This is a genomic window from Nocardia stercoris (assembly GCF_003696265.1).
Classification (GTDB): Bacteria; Actinomycetota; Actinomycetes; order Mycobacteriales; family Mycobacteriaceae; genus Nocardia; species Nocardia stercoris.
The window spans coordinates 45,871-63,907 of sequence record NZ_RFFH01000006.1; the positions used below are offsets into that span (position 1 = coordinate 45,871).

At 69.9% G+C, this 18,037-nt stretch carries 16 protein-coding genes; 8 read left to right on the forward strand and 8 right to left on the reverse strand.

The window, feature by feature from the left end; all coding sequences use genetic code 11:
* Positions 1-68 precede the first annotated feature (68 nt).
* A complete protein-coding gene (locus EBN03_RS15800; RefSeq protein WP_122188813.1) occupies positions 69-827 on the forward strand; it encodes an SDR family NAD(P)-dependent oxidoreductase in 759 nt (252 codons plus the stop codon).
* Between the two features lie 66 nt (positions 828-893).
* Here the strand turns inward: EBN03_RS15800 and EBN03_RS15805 are convergent, their stop codons facing one another.
* The 4 genes from EBN03_RS15805 to EBN03_RS15820 all read right to left on the reverse strand — a co-directional run bounded on the left by EBN03_RS15805 (position 894) and on the right by EBN03_RS15820 (position 6,203).
* On the reverse strand, positions 894-1,331 hold the full coding sequence (locus tag EBN03_RS15805; protein ID WP_122188814.1) for a hypothetical protein: 438 nt from the start codon (positions 1,329-1,331) through the stop codon (positions 894-896).
* A gap of 13 nt (positions 1,332-1,344) precedes the next feature.
* Complete coding sequence (locus tag EBN03_RS34150) at positions 1,345-2,094, reverse strand: hypothetical protein (RefSeq protein WP_158675636.1); 750 nt, start codon at positions 2,092-2,094, stop codon at positions 1,345-1,347.
* A 462-nt stretch (positions 2,095-2,556) separates the two neighbouring features.
* The gene (locus EBN03_RS15815; RefSeq protein WP_122188815.1) at positions 2,557-3,330 is read right to left on the reverse strand and encodes an SWIM zinc finger family protein; all 774 of its coding nucleotides are present in this window, start codon (positions 3,328-3,330) and stop codon (positions 2,557-2,559) included.
* Positions 3,327-6,203 carry a DEAD/DEAH box helicase gene (locus EBN03_RS15820; protein WP_122188816.1) on the reverse strand — a complete coding sequence of 959 codons (2,877 nt, stop codon included), beginning with the start codon at positions 6,201-6,203 and terminating at the stop codon, positions 3,327-3,329. The genes EBN03_RS15815 and EBN03_RS15820 overlap by 4 nt, the downstream gene beginning before the upstream one ends.
* Before the next feature lie 117 nt (positions 6,204-6,320).
* On the opposite strand from EBN03_RS15820, the gene EBN03_RS15825 reads away from it, so the two are divergent.
* The 3 genes from EBN03_RS15825 (at position 6,321) to EBN03_RS15835 (ending at position 9,343) form a co-directional block, all read left to right on the forward strand.
* Entirely contained in the window at positions 6,321-6,683 is a 363-nt protein-coding gene (locus tag EBN03_RS15825; RefSeq protein WP_122188817.1) for a hypothetical protein, read from the forward strand.
* Positions 6,684-6,727: 44 nt separating this feature from the next.
* Entirely contained in the window at positions 6,728-7,447 is a 720-nt protein-coding gene (locus EBN03_RS15830; protein ID WP_407671157.1) for an HNH endonuclease family protein, read from the forward strand.
* Between the two features lie 162 nt (positions 7,448-7,609).
* Positions 7,610-9,343 (forward strand): DUF3556 domain-containing protein, encoded by a 1,734-nt coding sequence (locus EBN03_RS15835; protein ID WP_122188818.1) that lies wholly within the window; start codon positions 7,610-7,612, stop codon positions 9,341-9,343.
* A gap of 21 nt (positions 9,344-9,364) precedes the next feature.
* On the opposite strand, the gene EBN03_RS15840 is transcribed toward EBN03_RS15835, so the two are convergent.
* The gene (locus tag EBN03_RS15840; protein ID WP_199742837.1) at positions 9,365-10,174 is read right to left on the reverse strand and encodes a sulfurtransferase; all 810 of its coding nucleotides are present in this window, start codon (positions 10,172-10,174) and stop codon (positions 9,365-9,367) included.
* A gap of 182 nt (positions 10,175-10,356) precedes the next feature.
* On the opposite strand from EBN03_RS15840, the gene EBN03_RS15845 reads away from it, so the two are divergent.
* The gene (locus EBN03_RS15845) at positions 10,357-10,803 is read left to right on the forward strand and encodes an SgcJ/EcaC family oxidoreductase (RefSeq protein ID WP_122188819.1); all 447 of its coding nucleotides are present in this window, start codon (positions 10,357-10,359) and stop codon (positions 10,801-10,803) included.
* Between the two features lie 450 nt (positions 10,804-11,253).
* On the opposite strand, the gene EBN03_RS15850 is transcribed toward EBN03_RS15845, so the two are convergent.
* From EBN03_RS15850 to EBN03_RS15865, 3 genes are all read right to left on the reverse strand, one after another.
* Positions 11,254-11,508, reverse strand: coding sequence for an IPT/TIG domain-containing protein (locus EBN03_RS15850; RefSeq protein ID WP_122188820.1), 255 nt, complete (start codon positions 11,506-11,508; stop codon positions 11,254-11,256).
* Positions 11,509-12,126: 618 nt separating this feature from the next.
* Positions 12,127-13,341 (reverse strand): benzoate/H(+) symporter BenE family transporter, encoded by a 1,215-nt coding sequence (locus tag EBN03_RS15855; RefSeq protein ID WP_233608439.1) that lies wholly within the window; start codon positions 13,339-13,341, stop codon positions 12,127-12,129.
* A gap of 558 nt (positions 13,342-13,899) precedes the next feature.
* A complete protein-coding gene (locus EBN03_RS15865; protein ID WP_122188823.1) occupies positions 13,900-14,394 on the reverse strand; it encodes an Lrp/AsnC family transcriptional regulator in 495 nt (164 codons plus the stop codon).
* Positions 14,395-14,560: 166 nt separating this feature from the next.
* On the opposite strand from EBN03_RS15865, the gene pdhA reads away from it, so the two are divergent.
* Genes pdhA through EBN03_RS15880 form a run of 3 tightly spaced genes read left to right on the forward strand, consistent with a single transcriptional unit; the run spans position 14,561 to position 18,026 of the window.
* Positions 14,561-15,631: a pyruvate dehydrogenase (acetyl-transferring) E1 component subunit alpha gene (gene pdhA / locus EBN03_RS15870; RefSeq protein ID WP_122188824.1), complete on the forward strand. Its 1,071-nt coding sequence runs from the start codon at positions 14,561-14,563 to the stop codon at positions 15,629-15,631.
* Positions 15,628-16,608: an alpha-ketoacid dehydrogenase subunit beta gene (locus EBN03_RS15875; RefSeq protein ID WP_122188825.1), complete on the forward strand. Its 981-nt coding sequence runs from the start codon at positions 15,628-15,630 to the stop codon at positions 16,606-16,608. The genes pdhA and EBN03_RS15875 overlap by 4 nt, the downstream gene beginning before the upstream one ends.
* Positions 16,609-16,661: 53 nt before the next feature.
* The gene (locus tag EBN03_RS15880) at positions 16,662-18,026 is read left to right on the forward strand and encodes a dihydrolipoamide acetyltransferase family protein (protein ID WP_199742800.1); all 1,365 of its coding nucleotides are present in this window, start codon (positions 16,662-16,664) and stop codon (positions 18,024-18,026) included.
* The last annotated feature ends 11 nt before the right edge of the window (positions 18,027-18,037 follow it).

Genomic DNA, 18,037 nt, shown 5'->3' on the forward strand with positions numbered 1-18,037 from the left:
GAATTCGGCCGCATTCCGGTGCATTTCTACAGTCACGCGGCCGGAGCGGCAGACAGTGGGGAGTTCACATGCGGCTCAATCCGTTCGGCGGAACCCGCCGGTCCCGGCAGGCCGACGCGGTGGTGATCGGCGCGGGCAGCGGCATCGGCCGGGCCGTGGCGGTGGAATTGGGGCGGCGGGGCGGACGGGTGATCTGCGCCGACGCGGATACCGAGACCACACGGGAGACAGTCGATCTCGTGGAAGAGGCGGGTGGGACCGGCCTGGAGGTCGCCTGCGACGTGACCCGGATCGAACAGGTCTCGGCCCTGGCCGATATCGCCGAGCAGTGGTTCGGCGCGCCGCCGGGCATCGTGTGCAACAGCGCCGAGGCCGACACCGCGCCCGGTGTCGTGGGCAGTATTCCGCTCTCGGAATGGCACCAGCTGGCCGAGGTGAACATCTGGGGTGCGATCCACGGCTGCCACGTCTTCGTGCCGCGGCTGTGCGGGGCCGGCCGGGGCACCATCGTCAACACCGCGTCGGCGGCCGCGTTCGGGGCGACACCCCGCACCGCGCCCTACAACGTGACCAAGGCGGCCGTGATCTCGCTGTCGGAAACCCTGTCGGCCGAACTGTCCGGAACCGGTGTCTCGGTGACCGTGCTGTGCCCGGCGCTCGGCGGCGGCCACCCCGAGCCGCTCGCGCGCGCCGCGCTGGACGCCGTGGACAGCGGCACGCTCTATGCCCTCCCGCAGGTCGAGGCCCGGCTGCTGTGGCAGTCCAAGCGGCTGATCCCCGGCACCTACACCCGTGCCCTGGGGATGCTCGACCAGCTGGTCCGCTGAACTGTCCCGCCGGCGGCGTGAGTGCGGGCGCCGGCCGGCGGGACAGTTCCCGCGCTCGCGAACCGGTCAGACCCGGCCGATGTCGCGAACGATCCGGCGGGTCTGCGCGAACAGCATCCCCACGTTCACCGTCTTGCGGCAGACCACGACCACGACGATGTCGTCGCGCCCGTCGAGCCGCACGAACAGGTGGGCCAGATTGTGGCTGTTGACCAGGATCTCCTGGAAGTAGTGCTGGTTGTCGCGGACGCCACGCCGCTCCTTCCAGATGTCCTCGATGGTGACCACATTGCGGCCCTGGAACAGTTCCAACGTGGCCGCGGCCAGCAGGTCGAGCACCTCGGCGGGATGGTTGTCGACGGTCTGCACCGCTAGCAGCATCCCGGTGGCCATGTCGATGGCGCCGGCCGCGATGCAGTCGGGCACATCCGAGCGCAGGGTCTTGATCAGCAGATCCAGTCGCTCGCTCATGTTCTGCGGTGCGGCGCCGGAGGGCAGGGTCATGTCGGCCTTTCGATCAGGGTGTACTGGGCGGATAGAGCTCGTTGATGCCGCTGGCACCGCGGCGGCGGTGTGGCAGCGGCGCCGCGCCCGTCTGCGGTGCGGCGACCGGACGGCAGGTCCGCGCGGTCGCCGGAACCACCGCGTTCTCCGCCAGCAGCCGCACCACCTCGACCGTGACCGGGTACAGGCAGCGTCCGAGCCGGAACGCGATATCGCGGCAGCTGCGCCGCCCGTCGATGTGGGTGAGGATGTCGCGGCGCTGCCCGGCGTCCGAACTGTCGCGCAATGCCCGCCCGTAGTCGGTGAGCGCCAGCCGATTCCGGTGCGGCGACAGCCCGCGCGCCGGCAGCGCGAACAGCCGGCGTCGGGTCTCGGCGATCACCTCGGCGGGATCGAGCGCGAGCCCCCGCGCGGCCGGTTCGGCCGCGTCGGCGTGCCCGCTTTCGGTTGCGTCCCAGACACATTCGTCGATCCGGCCGGACGCGATGGCGAAACACGCGTCCAGCGCGGCCATCTCCTCGATCGCCCGCAGCTCGGTCCGGCCCGGACAGGACCGCCCGGGCCGGGCGAGCAGGTCGAAAACACCTGGCGCGCCGGGTGATTCGATGGCGATCACCAGACCACCGCGCAATCGCAGCCCGCCGCCGGGATCACCCAGAACGTGCAGCATGCCGGTACGGCCGGTGCCGCGCGCACCGGCCAATTCGCTGACCACATCGGGTACGGGCAGCGGTGCCACCGGGGGCAGGGGGTCGATCGTCATGGCTCGAACTCCACGATTCGCAATACTGCCAACGCAATCGGTGAACAGGTTCCGATTCAGCAATATTCACGCGAACCACCGGAACGGCCGTCGACGGATTCCCAGGAATCGCCTGGTACCCGGCCGCGACCTGGCATTGAAAGCACTCCGACCTGGTCAAACCCCCTTGACCCGGGCCCCGGGCGACACAACTGGAACAGGTTACAGCTACCGGAAATTCGGCCGCGCCGGTCCACTCCGCGCCTCGACTGTCGCAAGAATGCGTTCTACCGACGCGGGTCCCGGTCGGCGGCGCGCAGCTGCGACACGTCGCGTCGGCACGAGCGAAATCCGATACTCCTGGCAGGCGACGAGATCACCCGGGCGGGAAGGTGTTTCCGCGTGCCCGCCGGTCCTGGTGCCGACCGCCCGCCCCGACGACGCCTGGTCATCCGGCCGGGCGCTGTCCGGCCGGGCAGCCGTTCATCGCGGCAGGCGACCGTACAACGCGCGCAGGTCCCGCAGCCCCGCCTCGGCCGTGCGCTCGTCCTCGGCCGTGGACCGCAGGGCCTGCCGCAGCGGCACCGGATCCAGATCGTCCAGGGCAGAACGGAATTCGGGGTCGGGCAGCGCGGGCAGTTCGATCGTGGCACCGTACAGGTCGTCGGACACCGTCGGCCCGGCCGCCCGCGCCACCCCACCGATCAGCTCGTCCAGGTCGAGCCCGCGCAGCGTCAGCATCAGCGCCGGCTCGGTGTCGAGGCGCTCGGCCACGATGTAGCAGACGGCCGCGACGTGCTTGCACGGCCAGCCGGAATCGGGGCAGGTGCAACCGAAGTCGAGTTCGGATGCGGTGGCGGGCAAAAGCAGCGGGCCCAGCTCCGGCGCCAGGTCACCGGAGGCGATCCGGGCCAGCATCCCCGGCGTGGCCCGCATGAGCTCGACCACCTCGTCGAGCCGCTCGTCGCGCAGCTGCCGCAGCCGCAGCACCGCGGTGAACGGCCGGGGCTGGCTGCCCTGCACCTCGGCGGTCACCACGCCCGGTTCCAGGTGATAGTTCACCACCTGTCCGGCCCGCGCGTAGGTCCGGCCGCGGGTGAGCCGCCCGGCGTCGGCCACCCCTTCGATCGCCGCCAGGAACGACCGCCCCCACCAGCTGCGCGCGAAAGCGCCACTGCGGCTGCGGGTCTCGACGCCACCACGCACCGGACGGCGCTTGCCGAACTGGCTGTAGTCGACATAGGCGCGCTCGGTCATTCACCCACCGCCTCGGCACCCAGGGCGAACAGGTCGCGCAGCTCGTCGGTGCTCAGCTCGGTGATCCAGCGTTCGCCGGTGCCCACCGTGAGATTCGCCAATTCCTGTTTGCCGCTGATCATCTCGTCGATGCGTTCCTCGACGGTGTCCACACACACCAGTTTCCGGACCTGTACGTCGCGCCGCTGGCCGATCCGGAAGGCGCGGTCGGTGGCCTGGTTCTCGACCGCCGGATTCCACCAACGATCCAGGTGTACCACGTGATTGGCCGCGGTGAGATTCAGCCCGGTGCCACCGGCTTTGAGCGACAACAACATCAGCGGAGGTCCGTCCCCGGATTGAAACTCCTCCACCATGGCGTCCCGCCCGCGCTTGGCGACCCCGCCGTGCAGGAACGGCACCCGGGTGCCGAAACGCTCGTCGAGATACGGCGCAATCAGGTCGCCGAACTCGCGGAACTGGGTGAACAGCAACGCCTTCTCCCCGTCGGCCAGCACCGATTCGAGGATGTCCTCGACGAGCGCCAGCTTCCCCGAGCGGTGCTGGGCGCGGCGCAACACCGCGGAACCGTCGCCCAGGTAGTGGGCCGGATGGTTGCACACCTGTTTGAGCCGGGTCAGCGCGCCCAGCACGACCCCGCGCCGGGCCATATCGGACGGATTCTGCTTGGCCTGCCGCAGCTGGGCGAGCATGTCGTCGACCACGGCCTGATACAGCGCGGCCTGTTCGACGGTGAGGTTGGCCCGCACGGTCAGCTCGATCTTGTCCGGCAGATCGGAGATCACCGCCGGGTCGGTCTTGACCCGGCGCAGCACGAACGGCCCGGTGAGCGCCTTCAACCGGCCGACCGCGTTCGGGTCGTGCTCGCGCTCGATCGGCACGGCGAAGCGCGAGTGGAACTCCGACGGCTTGCCCAGCAGCTTGGGCACCGCGAAATCCATGATCGAGCGCAGTTCCTCGAGCCGGTTCTCGACCGGAGTTCCGGTGAGCGCCACCCGCTGTCGCGCCGGGATCGCGCGCGCGGCCCGCGCCTGCCGGGTGGCGGCGTTCTTGATGTGCTGGGCCTCGTCGAGCACCACCCGCTGCCAGGGCTGGCGTTTGTGGTCGTCGACGTCGCGGGCCAGCAGGGCGTAGGTGGTCAGCACCAGATCCGAATCTGCCACCGCCGCATCGAATTCCGCGCCGGAGATCCGCTTCGGGCCGTGATGCACCAGGACCCGCAGCCCCGGCGCGAAGCGCTGCGCCTCCCGCTGCCAGTTGCCCACCACCGACATCGGGCACACCAGCAGGCTCGGCCCCACCGCGGCGGTCCGCTCGCGCTCGTGGACCAGCAGGGCGAGGATCTGCACAGTCTTCCCCAGGCCCATGTCGTCGGCGAGGACGGCGCCGCAGCCCAGGCGGCTCATGGTGGCGAGCCAGTCCAGGCCGCGCTGTTGATAGGGGCGCAGGTCCGCGCGCAGCCCGGCCGGCGCGGGCACCGCGGGCGCCTCCCGCCCGGCCGCGAGCAGTTCAGCGGCCCAGCCGGTCGCGGTGATCTCCTCGATCGGCACCCGCGCGACCGCGGCCGCGCCCAGTTCGCCCAGCGCCCGGCCCAGCGAACCGAGGGTCTCGTCGGTGCGTTCGTCGAGGTACGCGGCGGCCGCGGCCAGGGCGCGCTGATCGGCCTGCACCCATTCCCCGCGCAACCGCACCAGATCCGACTTCGCCCGTACCAGCCGGTCCATCTCGGCCTTGGTCAGCACCGTGTCGCCGAGCGCGAGTTCCCAGCGGTAGGACACCAGGCCGTCGAGACCGACCGCGGTCTCGGTGGCGGCCGGACTGGTCACCTGCAGCCGCATGGTCGGGGTCAGGATCCGCCAGCCGCGCGGCAACATCAACTGCACGCCGGCGGCGCGCAGCGCGTGCGCACCGTGCGCGACCAGGTCCTGCACCACTTCGGCGGGCAGCAGGAAATCCATGCCGTCCGGATCCCGGGGCACCTGCTGCAGACGGGGATACGCCTGCAGGGCGACCGCGACCCGGGTTCCCGCCGACCGAATCGAGGTGGCATCGGTGGACGCCGAAACAGGTTGCGGTGCTTCACCTTCGGACCGCATACACACCTGCAACCGCCACAGCACGGGCAGGTCCGGATCGGTATCGCCGCCGGCGGGATCCTCGGGGTCGGGTTCGCTGAGGCGCAGCACCAGCTCGGGCTCCCCCGCCGTCAGGCTGGTGCGCCACGCCTCCAAAGCGGCGGCCACTCGATGGGATCCGGAGTCCAGCGGGGTGTCGTCGAGCAGTGCCGTCACCAGCGGATGTGCTTGCCGGGCACCGGTTGCCGCCGTGAATCCCGTTGCGGTACCCGGACTCTGCGTGCCCAACGCTTCGCGGGTGATCGGGTCCGCCAGCTCGGCGATCAGGTCGTCGAGCACCGCCGTCGCGGTGCCCGCCGCGCGCAATGCCGGTGGCATGAGGTTGGCCAGTTCGGCCTGCCAGGCTCGCTGCCGGCGCCCGCCGATCAAACGCCAGCGGACCCACCACTCGCCGTCGGCGCGGCGCAGTTCGGGCACCACCCGACCGGCGCGCACCCAGCGGTCCACCCCCTTGGCCACGTGACCGAGGAAGCGCAGATCGGCCCCCGCCCGATGCGGCGGCAGCTCCGCCAGCAGCAACCGGGCCGCAGTCGGCGGCGCCAGCGCGTGAGCGGGTACCTGGACCGGATCCGGTTCACCGGGCAGCAGTACCCGGGCCCGGTGCCGGAACTTGGCCGCGGCCAGGACCGCGTCCAGCACGTCGTGGGAGTGCGCGGGGCCGGGGCCCTCAGGCTGTGCGACACCGTCCGGGCGCCACAGCAGCAACCCGGAGCCCGGTGACCACAGCCCGTGCAACACCCGCCCATCAAAGCAGGCGGCACCGACAGCATTCGCGCCGGACCGGCAGCCCTTTCCTTTTCGCCGCAACAGGCCGAGAATGGAATAACCGCTGTTCACGGGCTACGGAGGTCCATCATGACCATTCTGCTCCAGGCAATCGAGCAGAGCTTCACCCCGACCACTCCGTGGGAGCGACGCAGATTCACCTTCGTCGACACCGCGAAAATCGTCGGCATGCGCCTGGACGGCCAGGCGGGTGTCTGGCTCGATCTGTCGCGGCCCGGCGAGTCCCACCGGCTCGCCCAGACCGAAGACCCGAAAGACGCCATCACCTTCCTGCTCACCGCCTTCGCGCGGATCGCCGAATGCGAAGAACGGGGCGGCTCCTGGCTGATCGGCCACGACGGTGCGCAGCCGGCCTCGCTGGTCGCCACGCGTTTCCCGCCGCTGGGCGCCGAACGGCTGGGTGAAGAACTGCTCACCCACGCCTGGTTGTAAACGGCTCTGGACAATTCACCACCCCCGCGCGTACACCTGGACCGGTGCGCGGGGGCGGGGCGTTACGGGTCGCGGCCGGGCTGGCGGCGGCCGGCCTGGCGGTACTGGCCGGTGTGGCGGGCGGCTGTGGCGGGCCCGGTCCCGATCGGCCGGCCCCGGGCAGCCCGACCCGAGCCGAGCTGGACCGGCTGCTGGCCACGGTCCGGGTGGTGCCGCTGCGGCCACATCCCGGCGGTTACGACCGCGGCTGCGGGGCCGATCAGTCCTGTGTGTTCGGCCCCGCCTGGACCGACGATCACGACGGTCCGGGCGGACGTGACGGCTGCGACACGCGCAACAGCGTGCTCAGCCGCCAGTTGTCGGCGGTGCGCTTCCGCCCGGGCACCGGCCGCTGCGTCGTCGAATCGGGCACCATGGTCGACCCGTACACCGGGCGCCGGCTGGCCTTCGACCATGCCCGCGCCCGCACGATCCAGATCGACCACATCTATCCCCTCGCCGCCGCCTGGGATCTCGGCGCCGCAAACTGGCCTGTGGCGCAACGCATCCGGTTCGCCAACGACATCGACCTGAACCTGCTGGCCGTGGACGGCAGCACCAACCAGGACAAGGGCGACCGCACCCCGGCCGACTGGCTGCCCCCGGCCCGCCTCTACCGCTGCTTCTACGCCGGCAAGTACCTCACGGCCGCCACCGCGTATCACCTGCCGGTCACCGCCGCCGATCACCGCGCCCTGCGGGCCGTCGCCAGCGGCTGCCCGTGACCCGATCCGGCACCGATGGTCGCAGTGTTTCGATTCGAAGCCCATGATCCGAGCACCCGTACGAGAATGCTGTGCAGACAGCTGTACACCACGCGGGGCGTACGGGATCGAACGCGCTCGACAGTCGGCAGCGAGAGCTCGAAGCGCAGATTGGAGTGACCGATGGGCTTCTTGAAGCAGGAAGTCCCGGAGATCGACTTCGAGCAATGGAGCAAGGGCACCCGGGCGCAGAAGATCGAGCCGATGGCCCGGCATTGGGCCGAGGTCGGGTTCGGCACACCCGTCGCCCTGCACCTGTTCTACGTCGCGAAGGTCGCGCTGTACGTGCTCGGCGCGTGGCTGATCATGCTGAGCACCAACGGAATCGACAGCTTCACCGACGTCGGGCAGTGGTACGCCGAGCCGATCGTCTTCGAGAAGGCCGTGCTGTACACGATGCTGTTCGAAGTGGTCGGCTTCGGTTGCGGCTTCGGCCCGCTGAACAACCGCTACTTCCCCCCGATGGGGTCCGTGCTGTATTGGCTGCGCCCCGGCACGATTCGACTCGCGCCGTGGCCGAACCGGATCCCGCTGACCGGAGGCGACCACCGCACGCCGGTGGATGTGCTGCTGTACGCGGCGCTGCTGGTGACGCTGACGACCGCGTTGTTCTCCGACGGTACGGGCCCGAGGCCGGCGCTCGGCACCGCGATCGGGGTGCTGCCGGCGTGGCAGATCTGGACCGTGCTGGGGCTGCTCGCGGTGCTCGGCCTGCGCGACAAGGTCGTCTTCCTCGCGGCCCGCAGCGAAGTGTACGGGTCGTTCACCGTGGCCTTCCTGTTCGCGGGCTACGGGGTGGACCTGATCCTCGCGGCGAAGCTGGTGTGTGTCGTCATCTGGTTGGGTGCGGCAACATCCAAGCTCAACAGGCATTTTCCGTTCGTCATCGCCACCATGATGTCCAACAATCCGGTCTTCCGGCCGCGGTGGATCAAGCGGCGATTCTTCCGGCACTTCCCGGACGACCTTCGCCCGAGTCGGATTGCGCGCTGGTTGGCACACGTGTCGACCGCCGTCGAGATGGCGGTGCCACTCGGACTGCTGCTCGCGCACGGCGGCCGACCCACGTGGGTGTTCGCGATCGTCATGCTGCTGTTCCATTTCGGGATCCTGTCCGCGATCCCCATGGGCGTGCCGCTGGAGTGGAACGTCTTCATGATGTTCGCGGTGGTGGCGCTGTTCGTCGGACACCCTGACGTGGGACTCGGCGACCTGACCTCGCCGCTGCCCCTGCTGCTGCTCGCGGTGCTGGTGGGTGTCGTTGCCGTCGGAAACCTGTTCCCCCGCAAGGTTTCCTTCCTGGCGGGCATGCGGTATTACGCCGGCAACTGGGATACCACCCTGTGGTGCGTGCGGCCGTCGGCCTCGGCGAAGATCGAACGGAACATCGTGTCCATCGCGAGCATGCCGGCCGCCCAGCTGGAGCGCTTCTACGGCAGCAAGGAAGCCGCGCAGATCCCGATGTACATGGGATATGCCTTCCGCGCCTTCAATACTCACGGCAAGGCCCTGTTCACCCTGGCGCACCGGGCGATGGCCGGGCGGAACGAGGACGACTACGTCCTCGTCGACGGTGAACGGCTGGTCTCCACCGTGCTCGGCTGGAACTTCGGCGACGGCCACATGAGCAACGAACAACTCGTCGCCGCGCTGCGGCAGCGCTGCGGATTCGAACCGGACGAGGTCCGCATCGTGATGCTCGACGCACAACCGATCCACCGGCAGTGTCAGCACTACCGCCTGGTCGATGCGGTCACCGGCGAATTCGAGCGCGGCCGAATCGATATCGCCGAGGTCGTCGACCGCCAGCCCTGGGACGACACGGTCCCGGTGTCGGTGGAGTGGAGCCGGGCTTGAGATCCGGCGACCGAATGCCGGTCAGACCGTGGCTACCGGGCGCTCCGGATCGTGGGCCCACTGCGACCACGACCCCGGGTACAGCGCGGCCCGGATGCCCGCGACCTCCAGGGCCGCGATCTGGTGTGCGGCAGTGACTCCCGAGCCGCAGTACACGGCCACCGGACCGGTGCCCAGCGCCTCGAACCGGGCGCGCAGTTCGGCGGCGGGCCGGAATGTGCCTTCCGGAGTGAGGTTTTCAGCCGTCGGGGCACTGATCGCGCCCGGAATGTGCCCGGCCCGTGGGTCGATCGGCTCGACCTCGCCCCGATAGCGTTCGCCCGCACGGGCATCCAGCAGCAGGCCGGTCCACTCGGCGGCCTCCTCGGCATCGATCACCGGCAGCGCACCCGGGGACAACACCACGTCGCCCTGCTTCGGCTCCGCCTCGGTCCCGACCGCGATCGGCCCGCCGGACCGCTCCCAGGCCGGCAGCCCGCCGTCGAGAATCCGCACATCGGAAACGCCACCCCAGCGCAGCAGCCACCACGCCCGGGCCGCCGCCATGCCGCCGGTGGCGTCGTAGACCACCACCGGCTCCCCGGTGGTGACACCCCAGCTCCGCGCGCACCGCTGCAGCTGCTCCGGCGCGGGCAGCGGATGCCGCCCGCGCGCGGGCGAGGGCGGCGCGGCGAGCTCGGTCTCCAGATCGACGAACACCGCACCGGGAATATGGCCGTCGAGATAGTGCTGCGGACCGTCGGGATCACCCAGCGCCCACCGCACATCGAGAAGGCACACTCGGGACTCGTTGCCCGACAACAAATCCCGAAGCTCACCCGGAGAGATCACAACCGCGGCCAAACCCAGCTCCTCTGCCAGAAATCCACACCCGGTCACGCGATGATGCCCCCACCCTACGACACCCCGGATCCGGGGTCCCGAGTTCCGCCACCCACGCGGGAGCCGACCGGCCCGAGTCGCGACCCGGGTGGGTTGACCTCGAGGGAACTCGAGGTTGAACACTGTGTGGCATGAGTTCGAGCAACAGCGCAAAGCCCACCACGACCGAGGGCACGCCGCCCCTCTCGATCGACGACGAGCGTGCCATCCGTGACCTGGTAGCCCTCGCCGACCGTTCCCAGGCCGACGCCGATGTACTACCCGGCCTGCACACCGACACCACAGCAATCGTCAACTTCTACGGTCGCCGAATCCTCGGCCGCGACACCTTCGAGGCGGCGATGAGCGCGGGCCTGGGCAGCGGGCTCGGGGCTATCCGCACCAGCGTCGAGGTAATCGACATCCGGCCACTCACTGGCGACGCAGCCCTCGTCAGCTGCATCAAGACGGTGTACGACGAGCGTCCGGAAGCTGGGCAGGTCCCGCCGGCCGCCGGTGCACTGACCTACGTGACCGTACGGACCCCGACCGGGTGGCAGATCGCTCTGGCACAGACAACCCCCATTGTCTCGGACTGACAGCCAGAGCCTGCTGCCCCGCAGCCCAGGACTGCCGCGCAGCTACGATCGGCTCTGTGGAACACCCTCCGTGGTGACGTCACTTTTCGCCGTCCCGGCTCTCCGCATATCCCACAACAATTTTCGCTCGCTGAAGGCATTGCGAACCGGTCCGGATCCGCCTTGATCTCCGATAGCGGAACCCGCATCCGTTAGTGCCCTCCGTCACCGGTCGGCTCCTGGTTCGGGGCCGCAAACCGTGGCCGGCACCCCGATTCTCGAGCTGATTCCTACCCGCATAATTGTCTGTACCGTCCTTTGCGGTGCGCGGCCTTCGAGACCATAATGCGGTGGCCGCATGGTGCATTCCGCGCCCCGGCTGAACATCGACAGCCGGCCCCGATATCTTCGGCCGCAACGCGATCGGGCCGTCAGCAGGCAGAACCCGCCGACGGCCCGCTGCACCAGCCGTCACACGTAGGTGAATGGCAGTCCGTTGCTGGTGCCGTCCAGCTCCGCCTTGACGGTAACCTGCACCGTGCCCGTCCCAGTCGGCGAGATAGCCGTGATCTGGGTATCGGAGTCGATGGTGAATGTGGTTGCCTTGGTACCGAAGAACACAGACAGAGGACCGACATTACTGAAACCGGAGCCGGTGATCACCACCGAGCTGAATGTGGTCGCAGGGCCCGAAGCGGGGGAAAGGGAAGTGAGGACAGGCGCCATGATCTGACTCCAATTCGAATAAATTGAAAATAATTATTGTGCAACGGATTACGATCATCGTGCGACAACCGCTGCATAACAAGTATGCCTCCGGTGACGGCACTTCGGCAATGGATCCACAGTAATCCAGATTTCATTCGAGCACGTGTGATCATGTGCCGGAAAAGGATTCGACCGTTCGGTCTCAGTGGATCCGGGCGAGCGGGCGCGCTACGCATAATAACTCCATTCGCAATCCGACGCCGCCTCCGGAGGATTCCGATCGAGCCGCGAATCGCCGTGTGCCAGGCCAGGACCGGCCCACACCGCGCGGATACCGCCGGCGCGAGCAGCCCCGCCGGAAATGGCCACCCTCGCGTCATCGAGAAGCCGCGGCGGTCCGATTGCCGAAAGGTGATCAATGACCGGACACTCCGGGTGAGGGGTTTCTACCCCGGCCGGTGCGGGAGACCTGACGACGATCCCGAAGCCGAACGACCGCGGCCTGAACTGGCACGCCGGCGGCGAAAGCGTCGCCGAAGCTCCCAGCCGGGGTGGCCCTGGACGCCGAGAGCAGTCGGGCGACCACCGCAGCCAGTGGAGATGCGGCTCCGGCCGGGTCGGTGATCGTCGACCCGATCAATCCCGTTGCGGTGGCAACGCCCAGCGAATGGCGAGCCCCGCCAGTAGAGCCCAGAAGGCGTCGCCGATTCCCAGCAGGGTGACTCCCGATGCCGAGATCACCAGGGTGGCCGCGGCAGCGAGCGGAGATGTGTGGGCCGCAGGGGTGGGTCCGGCGGGATCGGTGCCCGCCGGTCGGCTCGGGGCGAATGCCGCCGTCAAGGCCGAGGCGAGGGTGCCCAGCAAGGCAAGGCCGGCAACGGATTCCAGCACGCCGGGTGGTGCGGCGGCCACCAGGGCGACCAGCGCGGCCGAGGCGAGGGCGAGGGCCAGGTAGGTGGCGCCGGTGGTGCACGCGGCGGTCCAGCGGCGGCGCGGGTCGGGATGGGCCGGCGGTGCCGCGGCGAGCGCGGCGCTGATCGCGGCCAAGTTGACGACGTGGCCGCCGGAAGCCGCGCCGGCCACTGTGCCGAGTCCGGTCACCGTCATCGCGGCCCGCCACGGCACTCGGTAGCCGAAGGAGCCGTGGACGGCGACGCCGGGAATGTTCTGCGCGGCCATGGTCACCACGTACAGCGGTAGCGCGATGCCGATCGCCGCCTGCCAACTCCAGTGCGGCACAGTGAATTCCAGCCTCGGAACCAGTCCGTGCAGCGGCCGCCCGGCAACTGCGACGTCGACAGCGGCACCGAGTGCCGCGGTCAGGAACGCCACCGGCACCGCCCAGCGCGGCCGGTACCGCTGCAGCACCAGCCACACCACGAGCACCGGCACCACGAGCCCCGGACTGCTCGCGACCGCCCGTGCCGGCGCGGTGCAGATCGACACCAGCACCCCGGCCAGCATGGCCTGCGCGATCTCGGCCGGAATCGCGGCGATGATCCGCCCGAGCCGCTCCCACAGTCCGGTCACCACGATCAACACCCCGGTGACGACGAACGCGCCGACCGCCACCGGCCAGCCCCCGGCCGGCGCGGCGGTACCGGCCAACAACGCCGCCCCCGGTGTCGACCACGCCAGCACGATCGGCATCCGGTACCTGCGACTGAGCACCATCATCCCGACGCCCTGCACGACACACACCGTCAGCAGCCCCGACGCCGCCTGCGCGGGCGTCGCCCCCATCGCGGCGAGTCCGGCCAGCACGACCGCGAAGGTACTGGTGAACCCGACCAGCGCTGCCACCACCCCGGCAGTGATCGGCCGCGTCAACGACACACCGCCGGGTGACAGCTCTGCGCCCGGAGTCGCCGCACCACCCGGCGCCAGTGCACCACCCGACGTCAGCACACCACCCGGCGTGAGCGCACCACCCGACGTGAGCGCACCACCTGACGTCGCCGCGCCTCCCGACATCGCCGCATCATCCGAGGTCGGCGAGACGTCCAGCGTCGGCGAGACGTCCAGCGTCGGCAAGGCGTCCAGCGTCCGAGAGACGTCCGGCGTCGGCGAGACGTCCGGCGTCGGCGAGACGTCCGGCGTCGGCGAGACGTCCGGCGTCCGCGAGACGTCCAGCGTCGGCGAGACGTCCAGCGTCCGAGAGACGTCCGGCGTCGGCAAGGCGTCCAGCGTCCGAGAGACGTCCGGCGTCGGCGAGGCGTCCGAAGAAGCACCGGACGGCGCACTGGTAGAGCTCATACCGGAATAGTCGCGGCTGACCACGACGCCCGTCACCAGCCAATCCGGCGAAACTGGCCTGAATCTCCCCGTCCGCGAACCGCGCGCAGGCGGCTGGTTATCGCGGGTGTAGGTCGTGTCCCAGGGTTGGTGGGAGCCCGATGCTGTTGCCGGTCAGCGTAATCCGGCGATGCGTTCGAGTAGGGGCGCGGTGCGCGGGCCTACGAGCTGCTGCATCACCAGGGACATGTTGGTTCGCACTACGCCGGGGATCTTCAGGATCGCGCCGGTGATGCGGTAGAGGTCGTCGGCGTCGCGGGCTACGACGCGCACAGTCAAGTCGGTGGGGCCGGTGATGCCGCAGACCTCGGTGACCTCGGGTACTTCGGCGAGTTCGGCGACCACTTCGGCCAGCCGATGCTGGTCCACGGTGACCGCGACGAAGGCGGCGAGCGGGTAGCCGAGAGCGCGCGGGTCGACTCGGCGGTCGAAACCGGCCAGGACGCCGGCGGCCTCCCACCGTGCCAGGCGGGCTTGCACCGTGTTGCGGGAGAGGCCGAGGCGGGCAGCCAGTTCCACGCCGGTGGCGCGGGGGGTCGCCGCCAGTTCGAGCAGCAGCCGGGCGTCGGTGGCGTCGACCGCGGCAGCAACGGGCTCTTGACTGGTCATACAACGCAGTATGACAGTGCGTTGGCGGCTTCGATCGAGCATATTGCACAGCCCGCGTGTCACAGCTTGCGCAGTCAGCGCAACGGAGGATGCTGTGAGGTACACGACATGCACCCGCCGCGCCGGCCGGCGATCCCGATCGGCGCACTGCCCAGGAGGCCGGACCATGGCGAAGAAGAGCACCTACCCGGTGCAGTTGATCCAGCCCGACGGACGCCGGGTGCACGACCCCGAACACGCGGCGCTGGTCGCCGACGTCGACGGCGCGCAGTTGCGCCGCCTCTACCGGGACATGGTCGTCACCCGCCGCCTCGACACCGAGGCCACCGCCCTGCAACGGCAGGGCGAACTCGGCCTGTGGCCGCCGCTGCTCGGCCAGGAGGCGGCGCAGGTCGGATCCGCGCACGCGCTGCACCCCGACGACTACGTCTTCTGCAGTTACCGCGAGGCGGCCGTGGCCTACTGCCGCGGCGTCGACCCCGCGGTGCTGACCCGCCTGTGGCGCGGCGTATCCCACCACTGCTGGGACCCGGCCGCGGTCAACATGACCAATCCGGCGATCGTGGTCGGCTCGCAGGGCCTGCACGCCACCGGGTACGCGTTCGCCGCGCATCTCGAAGGCGCCGAGATCGCCGTTGTCACCTATTTCGGTGACGGCGCCACCAGTCAAGGTGATATCGCCGAGGCCATGGGCTTCGCGGCCGGCTGGGCGGCGCCGGTGGTGTTCTTCTGCCAGAACAACCACTGGGCGATCAGCGTGCCGGTGCGCGTCCAGAGCGCGACCCCGATCGCGCAGCGGGCCGTGGGCTACGGGATCCCGTCCGTGCAGGTCGACGGCAACGACGCGCTCGCCGTGCTCGCGGTGACCCGGCAGGCCACGGCCCGGGCGCGCGCCGGCGGTGGCCCGTCGTTCATCGAGGCCATCACCTATCGCATGGGCCCGCACACCACTGCCGACGACCCCACCCGCTATCGCGACGCCGCCGAACTCGAGCTGTGGCGGCGCCGCGATCCGATCGACCGGCTACGCCGGCTGTTGGAGCGGGAACAGTTGTGGGACAGCGACTTCGAGCGCTCGGTCGCCGAGGACGCCGACGATGCCGGCGCCCGGCTGCGCGCCGCCACCCGGACGCTGCCGGACCCGGAACCGGAAGCGATGTTCGACCACGTGTACGCCACCGAGCACCCGCTGATCACCGCGGAGCGCCGGTCCGTAGTAGAAGGAGCCCGGTCATGACCACCACCTTCGCGGCCGCGTTGAACGCCGGACTGCGCCGCGCACTCGAGGACGACCCCCGGGTGATCCTGATGGGCGAGGACATCGGCCGCCTCGGCGGAGTGTTCCGGGTGACCGACACCCTGCAGAAGGACTTCGGCCCCAATCGGGTCGTCGACACCCCGCTGGCCGAATCCGGCATCATCGGAACGGCTTTCGGTATGTCGTTGCGCGGCTTGCGGCCGGTGTGCGAGATCCAGTTCGACGGTTTCGTGTACCCGGCCTTCGACCAGATCGTCTCCCAGGTGGCCAAGATCCACTACCGCACCGGCGGCCAGGTGAGTGCGCCGCTGACCATCCGGATCCCGTTCGGCGGCGGTATCGGTGCCGTGGAACACCACTCCGAGTCGCCGGAGGCGTATTTCGCGCACACGGCCGGCCTGCGGGTGGTCTGCCCGAGCAATCCGGCCGACGCGTACACGATGATCCGCCAGGCGATCGCGCTGGAGGACCCGGTGATCTTCTTCGAGCCCAAGCGCCGCTACTGGGACAAGGCCGACCTGGATTTCGCTGCCCTGGAAGCGAATCCGTATCCGCTGCACCGGGCGCGGATCGTACGGCCGGGCATCGACGCCACGATCGCCTGCTACGGCGGCACCGTCGCCACCGCACTGCACGCCGCGGAGATCGCTGCCGGCGAAGGACATTCGCTCGAGGTGGTCGACCTGCGCAGCCTGTCCCCCATCGACTTCGACACGTTGGCCGAGTCGGTGCGGCGCACCGGGCGGCTGATCGTGACCCACGAGGCGCCGGTGTTCGCCGGTCTGGGCGCCGAAATCGCGGCCCGGATCACCGAGATGTGCTTCTATCAGCTCGAGGCGCCGGTACAGCGCGTCGGAGGCTACGACATCCCCTATCCCCCGGCTAAGCTCGAGCGGCACCACCTGCCCGACCCCGACCGCGTGCTCGACGCGGTCGACCGCACGCTCGCCGCCTGACCGCTCTGCTCCGCCCTTCGTGCCTGCAACCCGCTCAGACAGAGGTGCCCGTCGTGGATGTACCTGACAAGACCGTGCTCGAATTCCGGCTGCCCGACCTCGGCGAGGGTTTGACCGAGGCGGAACTGGTCTCCTGGACGGTCGCGGTCGGCGACCGGGTGGAACTCAATCAGACGATCGCCGAGGTCGAGACCGCGAAGGCTCAGGTGGCGTTGCCGAGCCCGTATGCCGGCCAGGTGGCCGAACTGTTGGCCGCACCCGGGGACACGGTGCCGGTGGGTGCGCCGCTGATCCGGTTGTCGGTCAGCGGACCGGCCGAGCAGGCCGAGCAGCGCACCGCGGTGCTGGTGGGCTACGGACCCGAGGGCGAGTTCACCTCGCGGCGACGGCGTCCCGAGGCCGTCATGCACGCCGAGTCGGGCCACCCGCAGGATCCCGACATCACGTCGGACGGTTTCTCGTTCGCCGATTTCCCGGGTCGGCGGGCCGCCACCCCGGGCGCCCGGAAGCTGGCGGGGGAACTCGGGGTCGCCATCGATCACGTGCCCGGCTCGGGTCCCGGCGGCGCGGTCACGGTGGACGATGTCCGGCACCTGGTGCCGGTCGCGGAACCGCTGCGCCGGACCAGTCCCGAGGAACAGGCGCTGGTCGGGCCGCGGCCCACCCCGCCGCCGGTGCCCGCGATGCGCCCCGACGCCGGGGCTCTGCGTGCGGCACCGGCCGACCGTGAAACCCGCACGCCGGTCAGCGGCGTGCGCAAGCGGACCGCGGCGGCCATGAACGTGAGCGCCACGATCCCGCAGGCGACCGTGTACGCCACCACCGATGTGACCGCGTCCCTGGAGTTGATGGACCATCTGCGCGGCACCGAGACCTTCGCGGGCCTGACCCTGAGCCCGCTGGCCCTGGTCGCCCGGGCCGCGCTGGCCGCCCTGGAGGAGTTCCCGGGCATCAACTCCTCGTGGGACGAGGAACGGCACGAGATCGTCACCAAGCACTTCGTGAACCTGGGGATCGCGGTCGCCACCGAACGCGGCCTGCTGGTGCCGTCGGTGAAGGAGGCGCAGGCACTGAGCCTGCGCGAACTGTGCCGGGAGATCGGCTGGCTGGCCGACGTGTGCCGGGCCGGCTCGGCGACCCCGGCCGACCTGCGCGGCGGCACCTTCACGATCAGCAACATCGGCGTGTTCGGCGTGGATACCGGTGTGGCACTGGTCAATCCGGGTGAGGGTGCGATCCTGAGCCTGGGCACCATCCGCAAGCGCCCGTGGGTCTACCGCGACGAACTGGCGGTCCGGTGGGTGACGACCCTGGGCGTCAGCTTCGACCACCGCATGATCGACGGCGAACTCGCGTCCCGCTTCCTCTCCTCGATCGCGGCGTCCCTGGAAGACCCGCTCACCCTGCTCGGCCGCTGAATTCCGCCTCG